We start from the raw sequence: 21,289 nt of genomic DNA on the forward strand, positions 1-21,289 counted from the left end.
AGGTTAGGTATGGTGCTGGCACGGGCTGTGCTCCGTGCTCAGGCCGGCAATTGAGCGATGAGCGTGAAGAATGGGCGGGAGGCCTGTGAAAAATGAACTCGAGTGCAGCCAGTGTGCTGATTCGCCCACCGCAGGCAGGCGATGCGCGGGCGATTGCAGCGCTTCACATCCGCAGCTGGCAGGTGACCTATCGCGACCTGCTGTCGGCTGCTTATCTTGCCGCGCTGAGCGACAGCCTGGAGCGGCGTGTGGCCTGGTTCGACAAAGCCATAGCCGCAGGGAAACCGGTGATTCGAGTCGCCGAAGCCCAGGGACGCGTACTGGGCTGGTGCTCGTTTGGTGCCAGCCGTGATGAGGGCGTCGCGCCTGCGACCGGCGAGCTGATGGCCATCTACCTGCTGCCGGAGGCCTGGGGGCAGGGCATCGGCTCGCGACTCTGGCAGGCGGCACGGCAGGCAATGCAGGACGCCGGCTACCGCGCCGTTACCGCCTGGGTGCTGGACGGCAACCAGCGTGCTGCCGGCTTCTACCGCAGTGCCGGCTTCGTCGCCGATACCGCCAGCCAACGCACCTTCGAGGAGAACGGCGAACCCCTGCCGTTGACCCGCTTCAATCTGCACCTTGCCACTGCGGCGTAGCCCTACCTGCAGGGATTCGTACGCCATGAGCATTTTCAGATCGATCCCGCGTCCCCCGAGCGACCTGCACGGCTGGAGGATCCGCAGCTTGCCGGATACCCCGCTGCAATTCGTGCTGTTCTTCGTCAGGCATTACAAGTCCTGGTACCTGGCCATCCTGCTCCTGCAGGTTGTGCGGTGATATGTATCATCCTTGTGCCCTGTGGGCTTATGTTTCGAATGTTTCTGGCAGCCGCTCGAGTTGCCAGCCGTAGGCTTCCACAGGTCGTTCGAGGCAGTGATCGAGCGTGTCCGCGAGGCTGTATTGAGTGGGTCTGAGACCGATAGGAGAACCGGATGAGTCTTGAGTATCGTCGCCTGGGCCGTTCAGGCCTGCAGGTTTCACCGCTAACCTTGGGCAGCATGATGTGCGGTGGGCAGACCGATGTCTGCGTGTCACCGCGCACCATAGAGGCGACCTTGGAGGTGCCCATCACTGCCGATGACGAAACTTTCGTCGACTCAGTGGTCACGCCTTGGCACGCATCGATACCCGGCTACAAGGAGCCGACGCACATTGTTGCCGGCCGGTTGAGTTGAACAAGCCGCTGCTGGCAGCACGCATCGTCAATCCTGACGATTACCTGGAAACGCCAGCCGGGCGGGTTTTCAGCGCAGAGCGCAGTCAGCAGGCATGGGAGCACGCCTACCGCGCAGTGGAAGCGCTGCTGGCGCAGGCGAGCAGGCTCTATCTGGTCATGGGCGTGCAGGGCGCGGGCAAGTCTAGCTGGATTTCGCGCCACGCCGCTGGCCTGGACGAGCATGCGGTGATTTTCGATGCCGCTCTGCCGGCACGTCGTCATCGCGAACGCCTGCTGGCCCTGGCCCGAGCGTATGAAGTGCCGGTGGTGGCGGTGTTCGTTCAGGCAAGCCTCGAGCAGGCGCTATCACGCAACGCCGCGAGGGCCGCGGACAAGGTCGTGCCGGAGCATGCGCTGCGGAGCGTGTTTGCAATGCTGGAGGTGCCTTCGCTTGAAGAGGGGATCGATACCGTCATCCTGCACGGCAGTGCATCGAACAGTGCAACCGAATGACCTGCGCTTTCGTTGTGCGCCGTACTAGGAACGATTCACCAGGTCAACGAGGTGGTTCAAGAGAAAGTCATTGCTGAACTGTGACAGGAAGGTATCGGCCGACGAAAAAACGATCCATTGCCCGTGCTCTTTTCGCACGGTCAGGGATGGATGCTCGGGAGACAGGTTGCTGATGATCACCTGCAGGGACGAATCGACGATGTCCGGCTTGATATCAACGGTATTGCCTGCCAGGACGATCTTCAGGGATTCGAGTTCGACTATCGTGCCGTCGAAGGTATGCTGATCCTCGGTTCGGATCAGATCCAGGCCTCCCACGTTGGCGATATCGACGTTCACCATCCTCAACAGCTCTGCCAATTGCGCCTTGATCAGGCCAATCTGCCTGTATCGCTCGGCGATGGCATCGTCCGTCCTTTCCCTGTAGATCTTCAGCGCGCGTATCAAATCACTCTTGCTTGCCATTCCGTTGGTTCCTTGGTGATGTCGTCTGACTCTAGTCCAGCATGTTCATGGATGCCAAGCTGGTCATCACTGAATGGCCTGACTGTTCGCCTGGCAACAGTGGATTAACACTTTGCCCGTGGCGTGGCAGGTGAATGCACGCAATGCCAGGGAAGTCGGGCCCCGGGCGCTGGCATGACTGCTGCAACGCTGCAGACAACCGCGGAACCGCTGCTCAGGGCGACGGTTCCGCTCCTGTCCTGCTGGGAGCCCGTCCATGTACAAACCTCGTCTCGTCCATTCGTTCATGCGGCGGCTGGCGTTAGCCACCACCGCCTTCACCTTGTCCGCTGCGCTGCAGGCGGCCGAGCTGCCCAAGGAGCTGAAGCTCGACTATGCCTACTATTCACCGACCAGCCTGGTGCTCAAGCGCTTTGGCTGGTTGGAGGAGAGCGTAGGCCCCGCTACCAAGGTGAGTTGGGTGTTCAGCCAGGGCAGCAACCGCTCCCTCGAGTACCTGAACAGCGGCGGTGTGGATTTCGCTTCCACCGCCGGGCTGGCCGCAGTGCTGAGCCGTGCCAATGGCAGTCCGATCAAGACCGTATACGTCGCCAGCCGCCCGGAGTGGACCGCCCTGGTGGTGGCCAAGGATTCGCCGATCAAGACCCTGGAGGATCTCAAGGGCAAGAAGATCGCCGCCACCAAAGGCACCGACCCGTTCCTCTTCACCCTGCGTAGCCTGGCCACCGTAGGCCTCGACAAGAACGATGTGGAACTGGTGCACCTGCAGCATCCGGATGGCCGTACCGCCCTGGAAAAGGGGGACGTCGACGCCTGGGCCGGCCTTGACCCGCTGCTCGCCGCCAGCCAGCTGCAGGCTGGCTCGCGCATCCTCTACCGCAATCTCGACTTCAACAGCTATGGGGTGGTGAGCGTTACCGAGACATTCGCCAAGGAACATCCGCAGGCCATCGAAAAAGTGCTGGCCGCCTACGAAAAGGCGCGCGAGTGGGCTCGGGGCAACCCCGAGGAACTCGCCAAGATTCTCTCCGAAGAAGCCAAGCTGCCGCTGGAAGTGGCCAAGCTGCAACTGCAGCGCACCGACTTCAGCAACGCCCAGCCCGGCCCTGAGCATGTCGCGGCGCTCAAGGCTGCCGCACCCATCCTGCTGGAAGAGCAACTGGTGCGTCGTGGCACCGACGTGAACGCGGTGGTGGATGCGCTGATCGAGCCGTCCTTCGGCAAGCAGGCCGTCGCCGGCAAATAAGGCGTGAGTGCAGCGCTTGCCGCCATTCGCCGCGACAGCGCTGTCCATGTCGCTTCAACAATCGGAGTCTGTCATGACAATCAAGAGCAAGCCGCTGCCGGCTTTGCGCGGTTTCCCATGGAAATCGGGGTTCGATGCCAGTGCCTGGCGTCGGCGCGCCAAGGGATTGGTCATCCCGCTGCTGCTGATCGTGTTTCTGGAGATCGTGGTGCGCATCGGCTGGGTTCCGTCCTATCAGATGCCGGCGCCCAGCGAGATCCTGCTGACCCTGCATGAGCTGGCCGAGGGGCCGCTGTGGGGGCATATCGGCGCCAGCCTGGCGCGGGTATTCGCCGGTTTCGCCATCGGCGCCGGGCTGGCCCTGCTGGTGGCCGCCTGGGTGGGCCTGAGTCGTGAGGCCGAAGCCTATCTGGAGCCCACCTTCGCCGGGCTGCGGGCGATTCCCAGCCTGGCCTGGGTGCCGCTGCTGTTGCTCTGGCTGGGCATCGACGAGACCTCCAAAGTCGTTCTTATCGCCATCGGCGCCTTCTTTCCGGTGTACGTCAACGGCGTCGCGGCCATCCGCAACATCGACCGCAAGCTGGTCGAGGTCGGCCAGATGTACGGCTTCAGCTCGCGTCGCCTGGCCTGGCGCATTCTCCTGCCAGCGGCGCTGCCCGGGCTGATGACCGGTATTCGCAGCGGGCTCAGCCTGGCCTGGATGTTTCTGGTCGCTGCCGAACTGATCGCCGCCACCAAGGGGCTCGGTTACCTGCTCACCGATGGCAGGGAAACCTCGCGGCCGGATATCGTCCTGGCCTCGATCATCGTCCTGGCCTTGCTCGGCAAGCTCAGCGATGGCCTGCTGGCGAGGCTGGAGCAGCGTTTGCTGGGTTGGCGTGACGCATTCACTGGCAAGGAGGTGTGAGATGGCTGCGTCATTGCTGGATATCCGTGTGGAGCGCAAGAGCTTCGCTGGCGTGACCGTGCTGCAGAACGTCGCTTTATCCCTGCGTGAGCGGGAGATCGTCAGCCTGCTGGGCCCCAGTGGCTGCGGCAAGAGCACCTTGTTGCGCATCGTCGCGGGCCTGGAGCGTGAGTTCAGTGGCCGCGTGCAGCTCGCTGAGCAGGGCGGCGACGTCTCTTTCGTGTTTCAGGAGCCGCGGTTGATGCCCTGGCTCACGGTGGAGCAGAACATCGGCTTTGCCGACGATCGCGACTACGACCGTGAGCGCGTGGCACAACTGATCGCCGAAGTGGGCCTGGAGGGTTTCGCCAGCGCGCTGCCCAAGGAGCTCTCCGGCGGCATGGCGCAGCGCGTCGCCCTGGCTCGCGGGCTCTATTCGCGGCCACGGGTATTGCTGCTCGACGAACCCTTCAGTGCAGTGGATGCCTTCACCCGCATGAAACTGCAGGATCTGCTCCTCGAACTGGCGGAGCACCATGGCATTGCCCTGTTGGTGGTGACCCACGACGTGGACGAGGCGCTGTATCTCAGTGACCGTGTGCTGGTGATGGGCAGTCGCCCCAGCGGCATTCGGCAGGAGTTGATCGTCAACCTGCCACGCCCCCGTGACCGCCGCGATGGCGAACTGTCACGGCTCAAAGCCGAGGCGCTGACGGAGCTGCACCTGGCTCATGCCATTTAGGGCGTTGTCCGATGCAGGCAGATAGGCCCGTCGCGATATGAATGCCGGCATGCAGCCACCCGCAAACGAACATTTCATGCGCCTTGCCCTTGCCCAGGGACGTCTGGCGCTACCTGGCTGTTTGCCCAACCCGCCTGTGGGGTGCGTGTTGGTGAAGGAGGGGGAAGTGATCGGCCGGGGCTTCACCCAACCTCCAGGCTTTCACCATGCCGAAGCCATGGCGCTGGCGGCCATGCGGCTCGTGTCGAAACGTCAACAGGCCCTGGAGCGATTACCGCGCGATCACACCGGCGTTACGGCCTACGTGACACTCGAGCCGTGCTCCTTTCATGGGCGAACACCATCCTGCGCCCAAGCCCTGGTAGCAAGCGGTATCAGGCAAGTGTTCGTCGGCATGCTCGACCCCGATCCGAGAAACTCAGGGGCAGGTGTGAAGATTCTGCGTCATGCAGGCATCGACGTTGTCGTTGGCGTGTTGGCCGAGGAAGCGGACAGGGATCTTGCCGAGTACCTCATCGGCAAGACTGCCTGCTCGGGTCATTGACGCCTGTGCCCCGTTGACCAGAATGCGCCGATCTTGGCTGAACAGGCAGAGCGCGATGGGGCGAAGGGCCGATGGCATGTTCATGTGGCTTCTGGCAGTGGTACCAAGACAAGCGATCGGAAGCCAGGCTTGCTGGCAATCTCGGCGTTCTCATACGTCATAAGGCGTGCCCTGATGGAAACGCATGACCCAGGTGCCGTCCTGCCGGCTCCAGATCGAACTCCGCCTGGCGTGCTGGACGACCCCCTCGCGCTCTACGTGGCTGTTGTAGGTCAGCTGAACCGTCTGCGTGTCCAGGCGACGGATACGCAGATCGTCCAGCGGCAGTTGCGCCTGGATATCTTGCCCCGCAGATTCGGACAGCAGTGACTGACTGCGCGAGTAACGGTTGCCGGAGCGGCCGAACTCGAAAAAGTCGGCGGAGAAATGCCGTTCTTGAAACGCCAGGTCGTAACGCGACGTGCCCCTCCACATGGCTTCCTCGAGCGTGGTCAGCGTTGCGATTTCTTCGGATGTCAGCGACATGCAGCACGCCTCGTTCTATTTCTTCAATCAGGGACGCACGATGACTCGAGTGCCACCCACCCTGGTGAGGTTACTCCGGCGCTACCAAGCGAACGAAGCGGACTCTGACAGGCAGGGAACCTCCTAGCCATGTTGTCCGCTTTCCCAAAGCTGACGCAGTGAGCGTCGTTGCAAACGCTGCAGATCTGCAGCGCTGCTTGTCGCCATGAAGCCTTGTGCATTGGCCAGTTGCCAGGTGAACAGGTCGGCGAAGTTCTGCTGGCTCAGCGCACGAATGACCTTGGCGACGAAACCGTGGGCAACCAGTGCGACAGGGGTGTCGCCGTACTGCTGTTGCAGCTGGAGCAGGCCATCGCGTATGCGCAGGGCCACCGTCTCGATGGTTTCCCCGCCCGTTGGGGCGTCACTCCAGCGCCGGGTGATGTTGCGGGCCCACAGATCCGGATGACGCCGCTGTGCTTGCGCCTGGGTCAAACCTTCGAAGACGCCGACATCGCGCTCGCGAAATGCGCTGACTACCTTGGCGTTGGTATTGCCGGCCTGAGCGATGATGTCCGCCGTTTGACGTGCACGCAGCAATGGCGAGCACAGTATGTGCTGGATGTCGGCAGGCAGGATTCTGGCCAACTGCTGTGCCTGTTCGATACCCCGTTCGGTCAGCGCGGGGTCAAGCGCACCGAGGTAGTGCTGTTCGCTATTGAAGGCGGTTTCGCCGTGACGCAGGACGAGCAGTTTCATGGGGCTGTCGATGTTTTCTGGCGAGCGGGGGAGCAGGCAGGCGCGCTAGGCGTCTGCCTGCAATGCTCAGGCTACTTTGCCCTTGGCGGCGCGGATATCGAATGCCCCCCCGGTGAAGGCGCCATCGACGGTGACCTTGCTCTTGCCTGGCAGCAGCGGGAACACCAGTTCGGCAAAGCGGTAGGCTTCTTCCAGGTGCGGGTAGCCGGAGAGCACGAAGCTGTCGACGCCCAGGTCGGCATATTCCTGAAGACGTGCAGCTACCGTTTGCGGATCGCCGACCAGTGCCGTACCTGCACCGCCGCGTACCAGGCCGACGCCGGCCCACAGGTTGGGCGCCACCTCCAACTTGTCGCGCTGGCCGCCGTGCAGGGCCGCCATGCGCCGCTGACCTTCGGAATCCATCTTGGCGTAATTGGTCTGGGCGGCGGCGATGCTGTCGTCGTCCAGATGGCTGATCAGCTCCTCGGCGGCCGCCCAGGCGGCAGCGTCGGTCTCCCGTACGATCACGTGCAGACGTACCCCGAAGCGCACCGTGCGGCCATAGGCGGCTGCCCGGGCACGCACGTCGGCGATCTTCTCGGCGACTGCCGCGGGCGGCTCGCCCCAGGTCAGGTAGGCGTCGACATGCTTGGCTGCCAGGTCGTGGGCCGCCGGGGACGAACCGCCGAAGTACAGGGGTGGGTAGGGCGTCTGTACCGGCGGGAAGAAGTTCTGCGCACCGCGCACCTTGAGGTGTTCGCCATCGAAGTTGACAGTCTCGCCTTGCAGGAGCTGGCGCCAGATGCCGAGAAACTCGTCGGATGCCGCATAGCGCTGATCATGATCGAGAAATACACCGTCCGCTTCCAGCTCGGTAGCGTCGCCGCCTGGTACCACGTTGAGCAGCAGCCGGCCGCCGCTGGCCTGGTCGAGGCTGGCCGCCTGGCGGGCCGAGGCGGTGGGATTGCCCAGCGAGGTGCGCAGCGCCACCAGCAGCTTGATGCGCTGGGTGACCGGCACCAGACTCGCCGCCGTGACCCAGGGATCGAGGCAGCTGGCGCCGGTTGGAATCAGCAGGCCATCGTAGCCGAGCTGGTCGGCGGCCACGGCGATCTGCCGCATGTAGGCGTTGGTGGCGGGGCGCCCGCTCCCGGAGTGGCCCAGGTAGCGGGTGTCGCCGGAGGTGGGAAGAAACCAGAATATGTCCAGGCTCATGGAGTGCGTCCTTTACGCGATGGGTGAGGGAAGGCGGTTCACGCCTTCGTCTATCGCATGCTCGGCATGGGTATCGGTTGTCATATCGACAGGTTGATGACCCGGTTGCCCTGCGAACTTTGCGCAGGTTTTCGTTTGTTGACGACCAGCTCGCCAATCGCGATCAGCCTGGCCCGGGTGACGTTGCGCGTCAGCCCCAGCAGGCTGGCGGTGTGCACCTGGTTGTAATGGCTGAAGCGGTAGGCGGCCCGTAGCAGGCTGTCTTCGACTTTCTCGTGAAGGGCGCCACTCTGTTCCTCGAACAGGCGTTGGAACGCACGCTGCAACAGGGCTTCGGCGGACTCGTCGACGGGGGGCGCGCTATCCTGGCGCTCGATGCGCATGTTCGACAGGCGCAGATCGTCCTGCTCGATCACCCCGGCGCGGCAGATCAGCAGCGTGTGATGGATGACGTTCTCCAGCTCACGGATGTTGCCGGGCCAGCTGTAATTGACCAGCTTGGCTTGAGCCTCGTGGGTCAGACGCACCTCGCCATAGCCGAGACGCTTGCTGTAGGCCGTGATGAAGTGCCGGGTCAGCGGCAGGATGTCGCCAGGGCGCTCGCGCAACGGATGCAGTTGCAGGCTGACGACATTCAGGCGGTAGTACAGATCCTCGCGAAAATGCCCGGCGTTGATGGCCTTTTCCAACTGCACGTTGGTGGCTGCCAGCACCCTCACGTTGATCGGGATGCTTTTACGTGAGCCCAGGCGCACCACCTCGCGCTCCTGCAGAACGCGCAGCAGCTTCACCTGGATAGGCATCGGCAAGTCACCGATCTCGTCGAGGAACAGGGTGCCGCCGTTGGCCTCTTCGAACCAGCCGGCCTTGGCGGCCAGGGCGCCCGTGAAGGCGCCCTTTTCGTGGCCGAACAATTCGGCCTCGACCAGCGACTCGGAGAAGGCGCCGCAGTTGACCGCCATGAACGGCCCGTTGCGCCGGCCGCTGAGGTTGTGGATGTGCCGCGCGACCAGTTCCTTCCCGGTACCGGTTTCGCCGATTATCAGGACGCTTGCCTCGCTGGGTGCGACCTGTTGCAAGTGGGCGAGCAGCGCCTGCGATTTTGGGTCTTCGAAAACCTGAGCGGTTGCCCGAATCGAGGTAGCCAGTGCGGGGGAGGGAGGAAGCGTCAGCAGCTGCATGGTTATCCCTATGAGTAGAAGGTTGGCGTGGGGCGTGTCTGGTTGAGAGCCCAGTCGCCCAGTTCCTGGATCTTGTAGTCCACGGGGTCGTGCAGGGTTTGCGTGCGCAGGTTGCGCCAGTGTCTATCGAGGCGCAGCGAGGCATGGGTGGCGCGAGCGCCGGTGACTTCGAACAGGCGGTTGCAGATATCCAGGCCGGTACGGCTGGCGGCCACCTTGGCGGTGGAGATGGAAATGGCCAGGCGGGCGCGTTCTTCGGCGCTTAGCGCATGTTCCTTGTTCCAGGCCTCGTCGAGCTGCGTGGCGGCACGTTCGACCAGCAGGCGTACACCTTCCAGGCCAACCCAGAATTCACCGTAGTGGCGCAGGATGTACGGGTCCTCGCTGGTGTGCTGGGCCTTGGATCTGAACCACGGGCGACCCTCCTTGAGGGTGTAGTGGCGTGCGTCCTCCAGAGCACCTTCGGCGATGCCGAGAAAGATGTGCGAGAAGTGCAATTGCGCGATCAGTGGCCGGAGACAGGCGAACGGTGTACTCAGCGGGCCGGGGTCGAGGAGCAACTCCTCTTCCTCGACACGCACCCGCTCGAAGGTCGCGCTGCCGCTGTCGGTCTGTCGCTGGCCCATGTTGTTCCAGTCGTCATGCAGGGTGATACCGGTACGGCCACTGGGGATCGCGGCGATCAGCAACTTGCCCCCGGCACTCTCGTCGACGGCCGAGGCGATCAGCATCTCCGAGTCGGTGGCGCCCGAGCAGAAGCTCTTCTTGCCGGAGAACTCGCGCCAGCCGTCGAACTTCTTGACGATGGTTCGGGTGTCAAGCGGGTTCAGGGCGTTGCCCCAGAACCAGTTCTTGCGTGCCGTCTGCTCGTACCAGGGTTGCCATTGCTCCGGCCGCGAGAACAGGCGCACGGTGGCCAGCATCAGGTGCTGGAAGCCGAACACATGGGCGATGGAACTGTCGACCTTGGCGAATTCACGCACCACCCCCAGGGTCTCGGTCCAGCTGGCACCCAGGCCGCCGAACTGAGTGGGGATGCTGAGCGCGAGCAGACCGCTCTGGCGGATGGCATCGCGTTCGGCTTTTGGCGTGCCGCCCGCTTCGTCGCGCTCGACAGCGCTTTCGGCAAAGTCGGCGGCCAGCTTTCGCGCGGTTTGCAGCGGGCTGAGAACTGCGGCTTTCTGATGGGCGCTCACGCGTGTGTCCTCGCGGTCTGGGTAGTGGGCAGCACGTCGTTGGCGATCATTTCGCCGAATGGGCCTGTGAGGTTGGTGATGCCGCGCCCGGCCAGGCTGGCGTAGGGTTCGGGCAGAAGCGGGAAGACCAGCTCGGCGAAACGGTAGGCTTCCTCGAGGTGGGGGTAGCCCGAGAAAATGAAGCTGTCGATGCCCAGGTCGGCGTACTCCTTGATGCGAGCCGCCACCTGCTGCGGGTCACCGACCAGCGCGGTGCCGGCCCCGCCGCGCACCAGGCCGACGCCGGCCCACAGGTTGGGGGCGATTTCCAGGCCGTCGCGGCGGCCGCCATGCAGGGCGGCCATGCGCCGTTGGCCTTCGGAGTCGAAACGCGAGAAGGACTTCTGCGCGGCCTCGATGGTTTCGTCCGAGATGTGCTCGATCAAACGATCTGCCGCTGCCCAGGCTTGTTCCGCCGTTTCCCGGACGATCACGTGCAGGCGAATGCCGAATTTCAGGGTACGGCCATGTTTGGCGGCGCGGGCGCGCACGTCGGCGATTTTCTCTGCCACTGCGGCCGGCGGTTCGCCCCAGGTCAGGTAGACGTCCAACTGCTCGGCAGCGAGTTCATGAGCAGCCTCCGATGAGCCGCCGAAGTACAGCGGCGGGTAGGGGCGCTGCAGCGGTGGGTAGAGAGCCTTGGCATTGTCGACCTTGAGGTGCTTGCCGTCGAAATCCACGGCTTCTCCTTGCAGGACACGACGCCAGATGCGCAGGAATTCGTCGGTGACTTCGTAGCGCTCGGCATGGCTGAGGTGAATGCCGTCGCCGCGATTCTCGTCCGGGTCGCCGCCGGTGACGACATTGATCAGCAGGCGTCCGCCCGACAAGCGATCGAGGGTCGCGGTCATGCGTGCCGAGACGGTCGGCGAGATGATTCCGGGGCGGATGGCGACCAGATAACGCAGGCGCTCCGTCATGGGCGCCAGGGCCGAGGCGACGACCCACGAGTCTTCGCAGGAGCGGCCGGTTGGAATCAGCACGCCGTAATAGCCCAGGCCGTCCGCGGCCTGGGCGATCTGCTTGAGGTAGTTGAGGCTTACCGGGCGTGCGCCCTGACTGGTACCGAGAAAGTGGCCATCGCCATGGGTCGGCAGGAACCAGAAGACATTCATAGGGCAGCCTCCCGCTCGTTGCGGGCCTGTAGCCGGCCTGCATGGATCGAGACCGCTGACGGTCTCAGTTGGGGTGTAGATGCGTTGCGGCGAGCAATCATGTTCGCGTCCTGTGGCAGAGCCCCGTGAGCAGGGCGGCACGGGCATGCAGCAAGAGCTGTACCAAGCACCCGTAGCTGCGGATTTCGCGGCCTCGCGGCGCCTGGTGAAGGACCAGCTGTTGCTCCGCCGAACCTAGTGTTGTGCAGCTGTTGCTGAGCAAACAGTTGTTGGGCGTACAGCGCGGATACAGAGGAGGGTTGCATGGTGCGGGGCATGGGGTGCTCGTTTCGCGTCCTGGTCATCAGGGTTATACGAGCAACGGCTTATTCTTCAAAAGAATTTGAATGGATATAGATATATCCATATTTGATTTTTTGTTGTTAATCCCGTTTCTGAAGATTTAGATAAAAATCTATAAATATCATGATTTTATTGGTTATATATAATGTGATTTATCGATCATGTTCCTGCTTTGCACGTGATCAGGTATCAGGCTCGGTAACCGCTAGGCTGCTTGTGACCAATGAGGCCAAAACGCTTTTTACGGATTTTCTCTCTACATGGCGGCCTGTTCGAGGGTTGTGCCGCCAAAGTGTCTGTCATGCAACAGCGCTGGGCTTCAGATGCCCCGTCGCGATGGCGACAGCTATCAACGTCCGGGGGGCGTCTTCATGTGTCTAAAAATAAATCCATTTATTATCAATGACTTAATGGGTTTTATTAAATTGATTGCCAGATTGTTTGATGCCGTGCGCCGCTCTTCGCACGCCCGGCGCCCGGTGTGCTACGTCGGGGCGGCGGGATCCGCCCCGAAGGGATGCCGTCAGGCTTGTCAAACCACCCCCGTCGCCTTGGGCGTGTCCGGACGGCCGCCCCATTCTGTCCAGGAGCCGTCATACAGCGCGGCCTCGGGCAGGCCGGCCACTTCCAGGCCCAGCAACAGTACGGCAGCCGTGACGCCGCTGCCGCAACTGGTGATCACTGATCGTTTGCCGTCGACGCCAGCCTCGGCGAACAAGTCACGCAGCGCATCGGCTGGCTGCAGGGTCTGGTCACTGCGCAGCAGGCGGCTGTAGGGCAGGTTGTGGCTGCCGGGGATATGGCCCGAGGCAACCCCTGGGCGTGCTTCCGCGCTACTGCCATCGAAGCGGTTGGCGGCACGGGCATCGAGGATCAGGGTGTCCTGATTCTCGATGGCTTCACGCACATCGCCCAGGCCCTTGAGCCTGCGTGTATGCACGTTGGTCTGGAAGGTTCGCAGGGCGGCGGCGACGGGTTCACCGGTTTCGCTAGGGCGGCCTTCGGTCAGCCATTTGGGCAACCCGCCATCGAGCACGGCGACATGCTCGTGGCCGAAATAGCGAAACAGCCACCAGGCGCGCGCGGCGGAGAACAGCCCCCGCTGGTCGTAAACCACCACACGACTGTGATTGTCGACGCCCTGGGCGCCGATCAGGCGGGCGAAACGCCCCTGGGATGGCACGGTGTGGGGCAGCGGTGTGTCAGGGTCGGAAAAGGCGTCTATATCGAAGAAGCGTGCGCCGGGGATATGGGCCTTGAGGTATTCCTCGCGACCGTTCTTCGCCTCGTTGGGCAGGTAGGTGCTGGCATCGAACAGCACCACGTCTGCAGCGCTGCCCTCGCGGGCGAGCCATTCGCTGCTGACCAGGGGACCAAAACTCATCCTTGCATCTCCTTCGTTGAGCGGTTTGCCTGACATCCTGCCAGCTTGGCCGGCAGGCGGCATCCCGTCGCGACGATTTGCGGCTAGACCGTTTTCACCTATGCATAGATGGGCACGTCAGTCGCGGTAGAACACCTGTACCAGGTGATAGCCGAACTGGCTCTTGATCGGGCCATGCACTTCGCGCAGTGGCTTCTTGAAGATCACCTGGTCGATCACGCGTACCATCTGGCCCGGGCGCACTTCGCCGAGATCACCGCCCTTCTTTCCGGACGGGCAGGTGGAGTGCTTGCGCGCCAGGACATCGAACGCCTCCCCCGCGGCAATGCGTTTTTTCAGTGCCTTGGCCTCGTCTTCGCTCTTGACCAGGATATGGCGGGCCATCGCTTTTGCCACGGTGGTGAACCTCGTCGGTAAGAAACAGGAAAGTGGCGTGCGGGGAATCCTGCACGCCGGCGATTATCACCGACCCGGGGCTGCCCGATCCATGGCAAAGCCAGCAATCGGCCGTAATCGCGCCCTGTCGCGAGGGCGCCAACCGGCATCAGTTCCGCAGTTGCGGCAGATCCCGAAACAGATCGAGGGCCTGGGGGTTGGCCAACGCGTCGGTGTTCTTCACCGGCTGGCCGTGCACCACGTTGCGCACCGCCAGCTCGACGATCTTGCCGCTGATGGTGCGCGGAATGTCCGCCACCGCGACGATCCGTGCGGGTACGTGGCGCGGTGTGGTGTTGGCGCGGATCACCTGGCAGATCTGTTTCTCCAGCGCTTCGTCGAGCTTCACGCCTTCACGCAGGCGCACGAACAGCACCACGCGCACGTCGCCATCCCATTGCTGGCCGATGGCGATGGACTCCAGTACCTGCTCGACTTTTTCCACCTGGCGGTAGATCTCGGCGGTGCCGATCCGTACGCCGCCAGGGTTGAGCACGGCGTCCGAGCGACCATGAATGATCAGCCCGCCATGCAGCGTCTGCTCGGCGTAGTCGCCATGAGCCCAGATGCCGGGGAAGGTGTCGAAATAGGCGCTGCGGAATTTCTCGCCGTCGGCGTCGTTCCAGAAGCCCACGGGCATGGAAGGGAAATGGCGGGCGCAAACCAGCTCACCTTTTTCGCCCGTCACCGCCTTGCCGTCATCGTTCCAGATCTGCACGTCCATGCCCAGGCCCTTGCACTGGATCTCGCCGCGGTACACCGGCGAAACCGGATTGCCCAGGGCGAAGCAGGAAACGATATCGGTGCCGCCGGAGATGGACGACAGGCAGACATCGGCCTTGATGTCGCGGTACACGTAGTCGAAGCTCTCGTGGGCCAATGGCGAGCCGGTGGAGAGAATCGCCTTCAGGCGCTGCAAACGATGGCTTTCGCGCGGCTTGGCGCCGGCCTTTTCCAGGGCCGCGATGAACTTGGCGCTGGTACCGAAAATGCTGATGTTCTCGGCGTCGATCAGGTCGATCAGGCGGTTGGCATCCGGGTGGAACGGCGAGCCGTCATACAGCACCAGGGTGGCACCCAGCGCCAGGCCGGAGACCAGCCAGTTCCACATCATCCAGCCGCAGGTGGTGTAGTAGAACAACGTGTCGTCCGCCGTCAGGTCGCTGTGCAGGCCCAGTTCCTTGACGTGCTGCAGCAGGGTGCCACCGGCACCATGGACGATACATTTGGGTACCCCGGTGGTGCCGCTGGAGTAGAGGATGTACAGCGGGTGCTCGAAGGGCACGGGGGTGAACTGCGGCTCGCCCTCGGCGCGATAGAAGTCCTCCCAGCGCTCGACGTTGGCCTGGGTCTGGAAGTCGCCCGGCCGGGTGTCCGGGTTGGCGTAGGGCACGATCACCAACTGCTGCAGGGTGGGGAGCTGCGAAAGGATTTCGTTGAGCTTGCCGGTCAGGTCCAGCGTCTTGCCAGCGTAGCGATAACCGGCACAGGCGATCAGTACCTTGGGCTCGATCTGGCCGAAGCGGTCGATCACCCCCTGGGTACCGAAGTCCGGAGAGCAACTCGACCAGGTGGCCCCCAGGCTGGCGGTGGCAAGCATGCCGACCAGGGTCTGCCAGGTATTGGGCATAAAGGCCGCGACCCGGTCGCCAATGCCTACGCCGGCGGCCTGCAGGCTGCGTTGCAGGCCGGCGACGTGTGCGGCCAGTTGCGCATGGCTGAGCTGTTCGCGGCTGCCGTCTTCGGCTACTGCGACGATGGCAGGATGCTCGTCGCGGCGGCGCAGCAGGTGCTCGGCGAAATTCAGGGTGGCACCTGGAAACCAGTGGGCGCTGGGCATGGCCGCGCCTTCTTCGAGTACCGCCTGGGGTGGATGGCTGAAGCGAATGTCGAAGACATCGACGATGGCTTGCCAGAACGCTTCGCGCTCGCTCACGCTCCAGGCGTGCAGCGCCGGGTAGTCGGCCAGATCCAGGCCGTGGCGACTGTTGACGAAGCGGCGGAAGGCATCCATGCGTGTGGCACTGATGCGTTCGGCCATGGGCGTCCAGAGCGGTTGCTGCATTGGGTTACCTCATCACTTTTTTATTCGTGCTTTTTATTGGCAGGTGGGCCGTTCAGACACTACCCGTTTTCAGTCATTGTGCCAGCCAGCCACCATCCATGTTCCAGGCCGCGCCGCGTACCTGGGCAGCGGCATCGCTGCACAGGAAGAGCGCCAACTCACCGAGCTGTCTGGGCGTCACGAACTCCAGCGACGGCTGTTTCTCTGCGAGCAGGTTACGCCGTTCGCCTTCGCTGTCGCCGCTCTCGGCCGCGCGGGCATCGATCTGTGCCTGTACCAGGGGCGTCAGTACCCAGCCTGGGCAGATGGCGTTGCAGGTGACACCGGTAGTGGCGGTTTCCAGCGCCACGGATTTGCTCAGACCGATCAGCCCGTGCTTGGCTGCCACATAGGCGCTCTTGCCAGGTGAAGCCGCCAACCCGTGAGCCGAGGCGATATTGATGATGCGTCCCCAGTTGCGCTGACGCATGCTGGGCAGGGTCAGCCGGGTGGTGTGGAAGGCCGACGACAGATTGATGGCGATGATCGCGTCCCAGCGTTCCGGGGCGAAGGTTTCCACCGGCGCCACGTGCTGGATGCCGGCGTTATTGACCAGGATATCGACCGCGCCGAACGCCTGCTCGGTGTAGGCGATCATCGCCTCGATCTGCTGCGGATCTGACACGTCCGCCGAGTGGTGGCCGACCTTGCCGCCGAACGCCGCCACGGCATCGATGGCCGCCTGGGCATCGCCGAAGCCGTTGAGTACCAGATCGGCGCCGGCTTCAGCCAATACCAGGGCGATACCCAGGCCTATGCCGCTGGTGGAACCGGTGACCAGTGCAGTCTTGCCTTTCAGATTCATGCTGGACTCCTTGCGTGCGAGCGGCCCGATACCACAGGCCGCTCGCTTCATAAAATTAGACGATGCCGGTGCTGTAGAAGACGCCGATCACGAAAAACACCGCCAGGGTCTTGATGATGGTGATACCGAAAATGTCCTTGTAGGCTTCGCGGTGAGTCAGCCCGGTCACCGCCAGCAGTGTGATGACCGCGCCGTTGTGGGGCAGGGTGTCCATGCCGCCGCTGGCCATGGAGGCGACACGGTGCATGACGTCCAGCGGGATGTTGGCGGCGTTGGCCGCGGCGATGAAACTGTCGGACATGGCCGCCAGGGCGATGCTCATGCCACCTGACGCCGATCCGGTGATGCCGGCCAGCAGGGTGACGGTCACCGCTTCGTTGACCAGCGGATCCGGAATGCCCTTGAGGGCGTCGGCGAGGATCAGGAAGCCCGGCAGCGACGCGATCACCGCACCGAAACCGTACTCCGAGGCGGTGTTCATCGCGGCCAGCAGCGAGCCACTCACCGCGCTCTTGGTGCCTTCGGCGAGTTTCTCGCGAATGACCCCGAAGGCGCTGATCAGCACCAACACAATGCCCAGCAGCAACGCCGCCTGCACCGCCCAGATGGCGGTCAGCTTGCTGACATCGGTCTGTAGCGGAGCCGCCATTCCGGCCAGTTGCAGGCTGTGGGTCTTGCCATAGAACTCGGGAATCCAGTGGGTGAACAGCAGGTTGGCCACGCCCACCAGAATCAGCGGCGCGATGGCCAGCCACGGGCTGGGCAGCTTGATGTCGTCCGGGGTTTCCGGCTCGTTGCGCAGCTCCGTGCCATAACCCTCGCCAGCGCGCAGGGCCTTGCCCAGTTGCCGACGCAGATAGAGCATGCCGACACCGAGCACGAACAGGCTGCCGATCAGCCCCAGCCAGGGTGCGGCCCAGGCGGTGGTATTGAAGAAGGTGGTGGGAATGATGTTCTGGATCTGCGGGGTGCCGGGCAGGGCGTCCATGGTGAAGCTGAATGCGCCTAGGGCGATGGTCGCGGGAATCAGCCGCTTGGGAATGTTGCTCTGGCGAAACATCTCGGCGGCGAACGGGTAGACCGCGAACACCACCACGAACAGCGAAACGCCGCCGTAAGTGAGCAGGGCGCAGACCAGCACGATCACCAGCATTGCCTGGCCAGTACCGAACAGACGGATGGCGGCAGCCACGATGGAGCGCGAGAACCCGGACAGCTCGATCAGCTTGCCGAACACGGCACCGAGCAGGAACACCGGAAAGTAGAGTTTGATGAAGCCAACCATCTTCTCCATGAACACCCCGGTGAACGCGGGCGCCACGGCGCTGGGATCGGTGAGCAGAACGGCACCGAGGGCGGCGATGGGAGCGAAGAGGATGACGCTGTAGCCACGGTAGGCGGCCAGCATCAGTAGAGCCAGTGCAGCGAGGGCGATGATGACACTCATCGACTATCTCCTGACCCTGCAGCACGGCGAATCGAGAGGCTGCCGTAGCCTTCGAGTAACTCGCACAGGCGCTGTGGGCGCTTTTGTTTTTATTGTCGGCGGCGGGTAGGCCCGCGCCTGGTTCCATAGCGAGTTCTATGCCAGGTTTATAAGCTGTTGAATTTCAATGACTTTATTTTTTGCTAGGGTGCGATGCCTGCTGTCAGTCCCGTTTCCGGGACGAAAACCAGGCGTTGTGCCTTCTTGGCTTGATTCAGGCGCTTGTCTCGAAATCGGGACGAGTCCCGAAATCAGGACGAAAGGCCCAGTTCGAGCATCTTCCGGTACAGGGTGGAGCGGCCCAGGCCCAGGCGCTGCGCAGCCTGGGGCACATCTCCGGCAGTGGCGGCCAGCGCCTTGCCAATCAGCTCGCGCTCGAAGCTGGCCCGGGCTTGGTGGAAGTCTTCGATCCGAGCGTCATCGGCAGGCCCATCATGTACTTCGGGCAACGCTTGCAGCGTGCCGATTGCCGCCGCCACGGCAGCGCGATCGAGCAGTGTTTCATCGCTGAGCAGGCAGGCGCGCTCCAGCACGTTGTGCAGCTCACGAACGTTGCCGGGCCAGGCATGGCGAGAGAGCAGTGCCATGGCCTCGGGGTGCAGTTCGTGGCGTCCCTGCAGCGCATCGAAGATCGCTTCGCAGAGCGCCGGCAGATCTTCCAGCCGCTCGCGCAACGGTGGCACGGCGATGGTCAGCACGTTGAGCCGGTAGTACAGGTCGGCGCGGAACGTGCCGCGCCGCACCGCGGCTTCCAGATCGATGGAAGTGGCGGCGATCAGCCGGACATCGCTGCGCAGCACCTCGTTGGAGCCCACCGGCTCGAACTCCTTCTCCTGCAGCACGCGTAGCAATTTGCTCTGCAGCGGTAGCGGCATATCGCCGATCTCGTCGAGAAACAGCGTGCCGCCGTGGGCGATCTGCAGCTTGCCAGCCCGCCCTTTGCGGTCGGCGCCGGTGAATGCGCCCGGGGCGGTGCCGAAGAACTCGGCTTCGAGCAGGGCTTCCGGGATCGCCGCCGTGTTCAGGCTGACGAAGGGTTTGCTGGCCCTAGGCGACGCATTGTGAATGGCGTGAGCCAGCAGCTCCTTGCCGGTGCCGGTTTCGCCCAGCAGCAATACCGCCGAGTCGCTGGTCGCACTGCGTCGGGCCAGGCGCTTGACCTCCAGGCTGCGGGCGCTGGTGCCGATGAAATGGGCGAAGCTGTACTTGGCCTGGCGGGACTTGAGTTGCGAGCGCGTGGAGGCCAGCTCCTGCTGCATCGCCTGGTAGCGGGCCAGTAACGGTGACAGCGATTGCAACTCGTCGAACAGCGCGAAGCCGATGGCGCCGATCACCTCGCCGGCATCGTCGTGGATGGGCAGTCGCATGACCACCAGCGGTTCCCGGGGGGTGTCCATCATGTCCAGCAGGATCGGCCGGCCGCTCTTCACCACATCACGCAGCAGGCTGCCGGGAATCACGCTTTCGCAGGGCCTGCCGATGGCTTCGCTGGCATGCCCGAGACCGAAGCGCTGGGCGTAGCGCTCGTTGATCCACACGATGCGCGCCTCACGGTCGACGATGATGGTGCCTTCGCTGGACTGCTCGAAGATCTCGAACAGCGAGTGGATGGCCAACTGGCGGACATAGGGGTAATTGCCGAGGTCGTTCATGGCGCTCATCGTGGCGAATGCAGAGCGCCGATCATAAACCAGTTGTTCGCATGGACGGGCGGGCGTGGCACGCGGGCGCGTGCCACGCCACTTCACTCAGGACGCGTCAGCTGCCTTGCGCGGAGCCTTCGCGGGTGTCGCTTCGATCAGCCCGTCGGCCCGGAACATGGACTTGATGCCGCGTACGGCCTGGCGGATACGATCCTGATTTTCGATCAGTGCGAAGCGCACGTGATCGTCGCCGTAATCGCCGAAACCGATGCCCGGCGACACGCAGACCTTGGCCTCGGCCAGCAGCTTCTTGGCGAACTCCAGAGAACCGAGGTGGGCGTAAGCGTCGGGAATCTTCGCCCATACGTACATCGAAGCCTTGGGGTTCTCGACCATCCAGCCCAGTTCGTGCAGGCCCTTGACCAGCACGTTGCGGCGCTGGCGATACTGTTCGGCGATGTCGCGCACGCACTGCTGGTCGCCTTCGAGTGCGGCAATGGCCGCCACCTGCAGCGGCGTGAAGGTGCCGTAGTCGTGGTAGCTCTTGATCCGCCCCAAGGCGTTGACCAGCTCCGGGTTGCCGACCATGAAGCCGATCCGCCAGCCCGCCATGTTGTAGCTCTTGGACAGGGTGAAGAACTCCACGGCGATGTCCTTGGCGCCCGGCACCTGCATGATCGACGGGGCTTTCCAGCCGTCGTAGACGATGTCGGCATACGCCAGGTCGTGGATCACCAGCACGTTGTACTGCTTGGCCAGGGCCACCACGCGCTCGAAGAAATCCAGCTCCACGCACTGGGCGGTGGGGTTGGAAGGGAAGCCCAGGATCATCATCTTCGGCTTGGGAATGCTCTCGCGGATCGCCCGCTCCAGCTCGATGAAGAAGTCCACGCCAGGCACCAGCGGCACCGAGCGCACCTGGGCGCCGGCGATCACCGCACCGTAGATATGAATCGGGTAGCTGGGGTTGGGCACCAGCACGGTATCGCCATGGTCCAGGGTGGCCAGCATCAGGTGCGCCAGGCCTTCCTTGGAACCGATGGTGACGATGGCTTCGCTTTCCGGGTCGATGTCGACCTGATAGCGATCCTGGTACCAGCGCGAGATCGCCCGGCGTAGGCGCGGGATACCGCGGGACGTGGAGTAACCATGGGTGTCGTCACGCTGAGCGACCTGCACCAGCTTTTCCACGATATGCGGCGGCGTCGCGCCATCGGGGTTGCCCATGCTCAGGTCGATGATGTCCTCGCCACGGCGGCGAGCGGCCATCTTCAGTTCAGCGGTGATGTTGAAAACGTAAGGGGGGAGACGATCGATGCGCGCAAAGCGGCGCGGAGCCTGGTCAGCCATGCTTTCCTCGAAGAACGTAAGCGCCCGGAACCGTCCGAGCGACGTAGACCACTGCGGTGGCCTGGGCGGACGATAATCCCGGACGCCGGCTTTGTCGATAGGCTGTGTTGGAAGAATCCCCGCTTTGCGCCAGTCGCCCCTGGCAGCTGTGAAAG

At 63.4% G+C, this 21,289-nt stretch carries 21 protein-coding genes and 1 pseudogene; 8 read left to right on the top strand and 14 right to left on the bottom strand.

The features are described 5' to 3' along the window. The first annotated feature begins 92 nt into the window (after positions 1–92). The 4 genes from BLR94_RS02795 to BLR94_RS02805 all read left to right on the top strand — a co-directional run bounded on the left by BLR94_RS02795 (position 93) and on the right by BLR94_RS02805 (position 1,711). Positions 93–638 (top strand): GNAT family N-acetyltransferase, encoded by a 546-nt coding sequence (locus BLR94_RS02795; RefSeq protein WP_084303360.1) that lies wholly within the window; start codon positions 93–95, stop codon positions 636–638. Between the two features lie 25 nt (positions 639–663). Next, positions 664–819, top strand: a complete 156-nt coding sequence (locus BLR94_RS27480) for a hypothetical protein (RefSeq protein WP_167359703.1) — start codon at positions 664–666, stop codon at positions 817–819. A gap of 155 nt (positions 820–974) precedes the next feature. Next, positions 975–1,217, top strand: a complete 243-nt coding sequence (locus tag BLR94_RS02800; RefSeq protein ID WP_084303359.1) for a hypothetical protein — start codon at positions 975–977, stop codon at positions 1,215–1,217. After that, positions 1,214–1,711 (top strand): AAA family ATPase, encoded by a 498-nt coding sequence (locus tag BLR94_RS02805; RefSeq protein WP_208601327.1) that lies wholly within the window; start codon positions 1,214–1,216, stop codon positions 1,709–1,711. The genes BLR94_RS02800 and BLR94_RS02805 overlap by 4 nt, the downstream gene beginning before the upstream one ends. Before the next feature lie 24 nt (positions 1,712–1,735). On the opposite strand, the gene BLR94_RS02810 is transcribed toward BLR94_RS02805, so the two are convergent. Further along, positions 1,736–2,176, bottom strand: a complete 441-nt coding sequence (locus BLR94_RS02810; protein ID WP_084303358.1) for a hypothetical protein — start codon at positions 2,174–2,176, stop codon at positions 1,736–1,738. 256 nt (positions 2,177–2,432) lie between these two features. Between BLR94_RS02810 and BLR94_RS02815 the strand changes: the two genes are divergently transcribed. From BLR94_RS02815 to BLR94_RS02830, 4 genes are all read left to right on the top strand, one after another. Then, positions 2,433–3,422 carry an aliphatic sulfonate ABC transporter substrate-binding protein gene (locus BLR94_RS02815; protein WP_420492660.1) on the top strand — a complete coding sequence of 330 codons (990 nt, stop codon included), beginning with the start codon at positions 2,433–2,435 and terminating at the stop codon, positions 3,420–3,422. Positions 3,423–3,495: 73 nt separating this feature from the next. Next, entirely contained in the window at positions 3,496–4,329 is an 834-nt protein-coding gene (locus tag BLR94_RS02820; protein ID WP_084303357.1) for an ABC transporter permease, read from the top strand. A gap of 1 nt (position 4,330) precedes the next feature. Then, entirely contained in the window at positions 4,331–5,050 is a 720-nt protein-coding gene (locus tag BLR94_RS02825) for an ABC transporter ATP-binding protein (protein ID WP_084303356.1), read from the top strand. Positions 5,051–5,126: 76 nt separating this feature from the next. Further along, positions 5,127–5,594 carry a bifunctional diaminohydroxyphosphoribosylaminopyrimidine deaminase/5-amino-6-(5-phosphoribosylamino)uracil reductase RibD gene (locus BLR94_RS02830; RefSeq protein WP_244158056.1) on the top strand — a complete coding sequence of 156 codons (468 nt, stop codon included), beginning with the start codon at positions 5,127–5,129 and terminating at the stop codon, positions 5,592–5,594. A 150-nt stretch (positions 5,595–5,744) separates the two neighbouring features. On the opposite strand, the gene BLR94_RS02835 is transcribed toward BLR94_RS02830, so the two are convergent. From BLR94_RS02835 to alaC, 13 genes and pseudogenes are all read right to left on the bottom strand, one after another. Continuing rightward, the gene (locus BLR94_RS02835) at positions 5,745–6,119 is read right to left on the bottom strand and encodes a nuclear transport factor 2 family protein (RefSeq protein WP_084303354.1); all 375 of its coding nucleotides are present in this window, start codon (positions 6,117–6,119) and stop codon (positions 5,745–5,747) included. A gap of 123 nt (positions 6,120–6,242) precedes the next feature. Further along, the gene (locus BLR94_RS02840; RefSeq protein WP_084303353.1) at positions 6,243–6,857 is read right to left on the bottom strand and encodes a histidine phosphatase family protein; all 615 of its coding nucleotides are present in this window, start codon (positions 6,855–6,857) and stop codon (positions 6,243–6,245) included. Positions 6,858–6,923: 66 nt separating this feature from the next. Further along, the gene (gene ssuD / locus BLR94_RS02845; protein WP_084303352.1) at positions 6,924–8,054 is read right to left on the bottom strand and encodes an FMNH2-dependent alkanesulfonate monooxygenase; all 1,131 of its coding nucleotides are present in this window, start codon (positions 8,052–8,054) and stop codon (positions 6,924–6,926) included. 80 nt (positions 8,055–8,134) lie between these two features. Then, positions 8,135–9,235, bottom strand: a complete 1,101-nt coding sequence (locus tag BLR94_RS02850) for a sigma-54 interaction domain-containing protein (protein ID WP_084303351.1) — start codon at positions 9,233–9,235, stop codon at positions 8,135–8,137. Between the two features lie 8 nt (positions 9,236–9,243). Continuing rightward, positions 9,244–10,431 (bottom strand): acyl-CoA dehydrogenase family protein, encoded by a 1,188-nt coding sequence (locus BLR94_RS02855; protein WP_084303350.1) that lies wholly within the window; start codon positions 10,429–10,431, stop codon positions 9,244–9,246. Then, complete coding sequence (gene ssuD / locus BLR94_RS02860; protein ID WP_084303349.1) at positions 10,428–11,585, bottom strand: FMNH2-dependent alkanesulfonate monooxygenase; 1,158 nt, start codon at positions 11,583–11,585, stop codon at positions 10,428–10,430. The genes BLR94_RS02855 and ssuD (BLR94_RS02860) overlap by 4 nt, the downstream gene beginning before the upstream one ends. A gap of 874 nt (positions 11,586–12,459) precedes the next feature. Further along, positions 12,460–13,311 (bottom strand): 3-mercaptopyruvate sulfurtransferase, encoded by an 852-nt coding sequence (sseA, locus tag BLR94_RS02865; protein ID WP_084303348.1) that lies wholly within the window; start codon positions 13,309–13,311, stop codon positions 12,460–12,462. Between the two features lie 117 nt (positions 13,312–13,428). Next, positions 13,429–13,695, bottom strand: coding sequence for a peptidylprolyl isomerase (locus BLR94_RS02870; RefSeq protein ID WP_090423646.1), 267 nt, complete (start codon positions 13,693–13,695; stop codon positions 13,429–13,431). 160 nt (positions 13,696–13,855) lie between these two features. Beyond that, the gene (locus BLR94_RS02875; protein WP_084303346.1) at positions 13,856–15,811 is read right to left on the bottom strand and encodes an acetoacetate--CoA ligase; all 1,956 of its coding nucleotides are present in this window, start codon (positions 15,809–15,811) and stop codon (positions 13,856–13,858) included. A 73-nt stretch (positions 15,812–15,884) separates the two neighbouring features. Then, a complete protein-coding gene (locus BLR94_RS02880) occupies positions 15,885–16,655 on the bottom strand; it encodes a 3-hydroxybutyrate dehydrogenase (protein WP_084303345.1) in 771 nt (256 codons plus the stop codon). A 55-nt stretch (positions 16,656–16,710) separates the two neighbouring features. Continuing rightward, complete coding sequence (locus BLR94_RS02885; protein ID WP_084303344.1) at positions 16,711–18,102, bottom strand: GntP family permease; 1,392 nt, start codon at positions 18,100–18,102, stop codon at positions 16,711–16,713. A 253-nt stretch (positions 18,103–18,355) separates the two neighbouring features. Beyond that, positions 18,356–19,802: pseudogene (locus BLR94_RS02890) on the bottom strand (sigma-54 interaction domain-containing protein). Between the two features lie 87 nt (positions 19,803–19,889). After that, positions 19,890–21,134 (bottom strand): alanine transaminase, encoded by a 1,245-nt coding sequence (gene alaC / locus BLR94_RS02895; protein WP_084303342.1) that lies wholly within the window; start codon positions 21,132–21,134, stop codon positions 19,890–19,892. Positions 21,135–21,289 lie beyond the last annotated feature (155 nt).

Source organism: Phytopseudomonas flavescens, from assembly GCF_900100535.1.
GTDB lineage: Bacteria > Pseudomonadota > Gammaproteobacteria > Pseudomonadales > Pseudomonadaceae > Aquipseudomonas > Aquipseudomonas flavescens.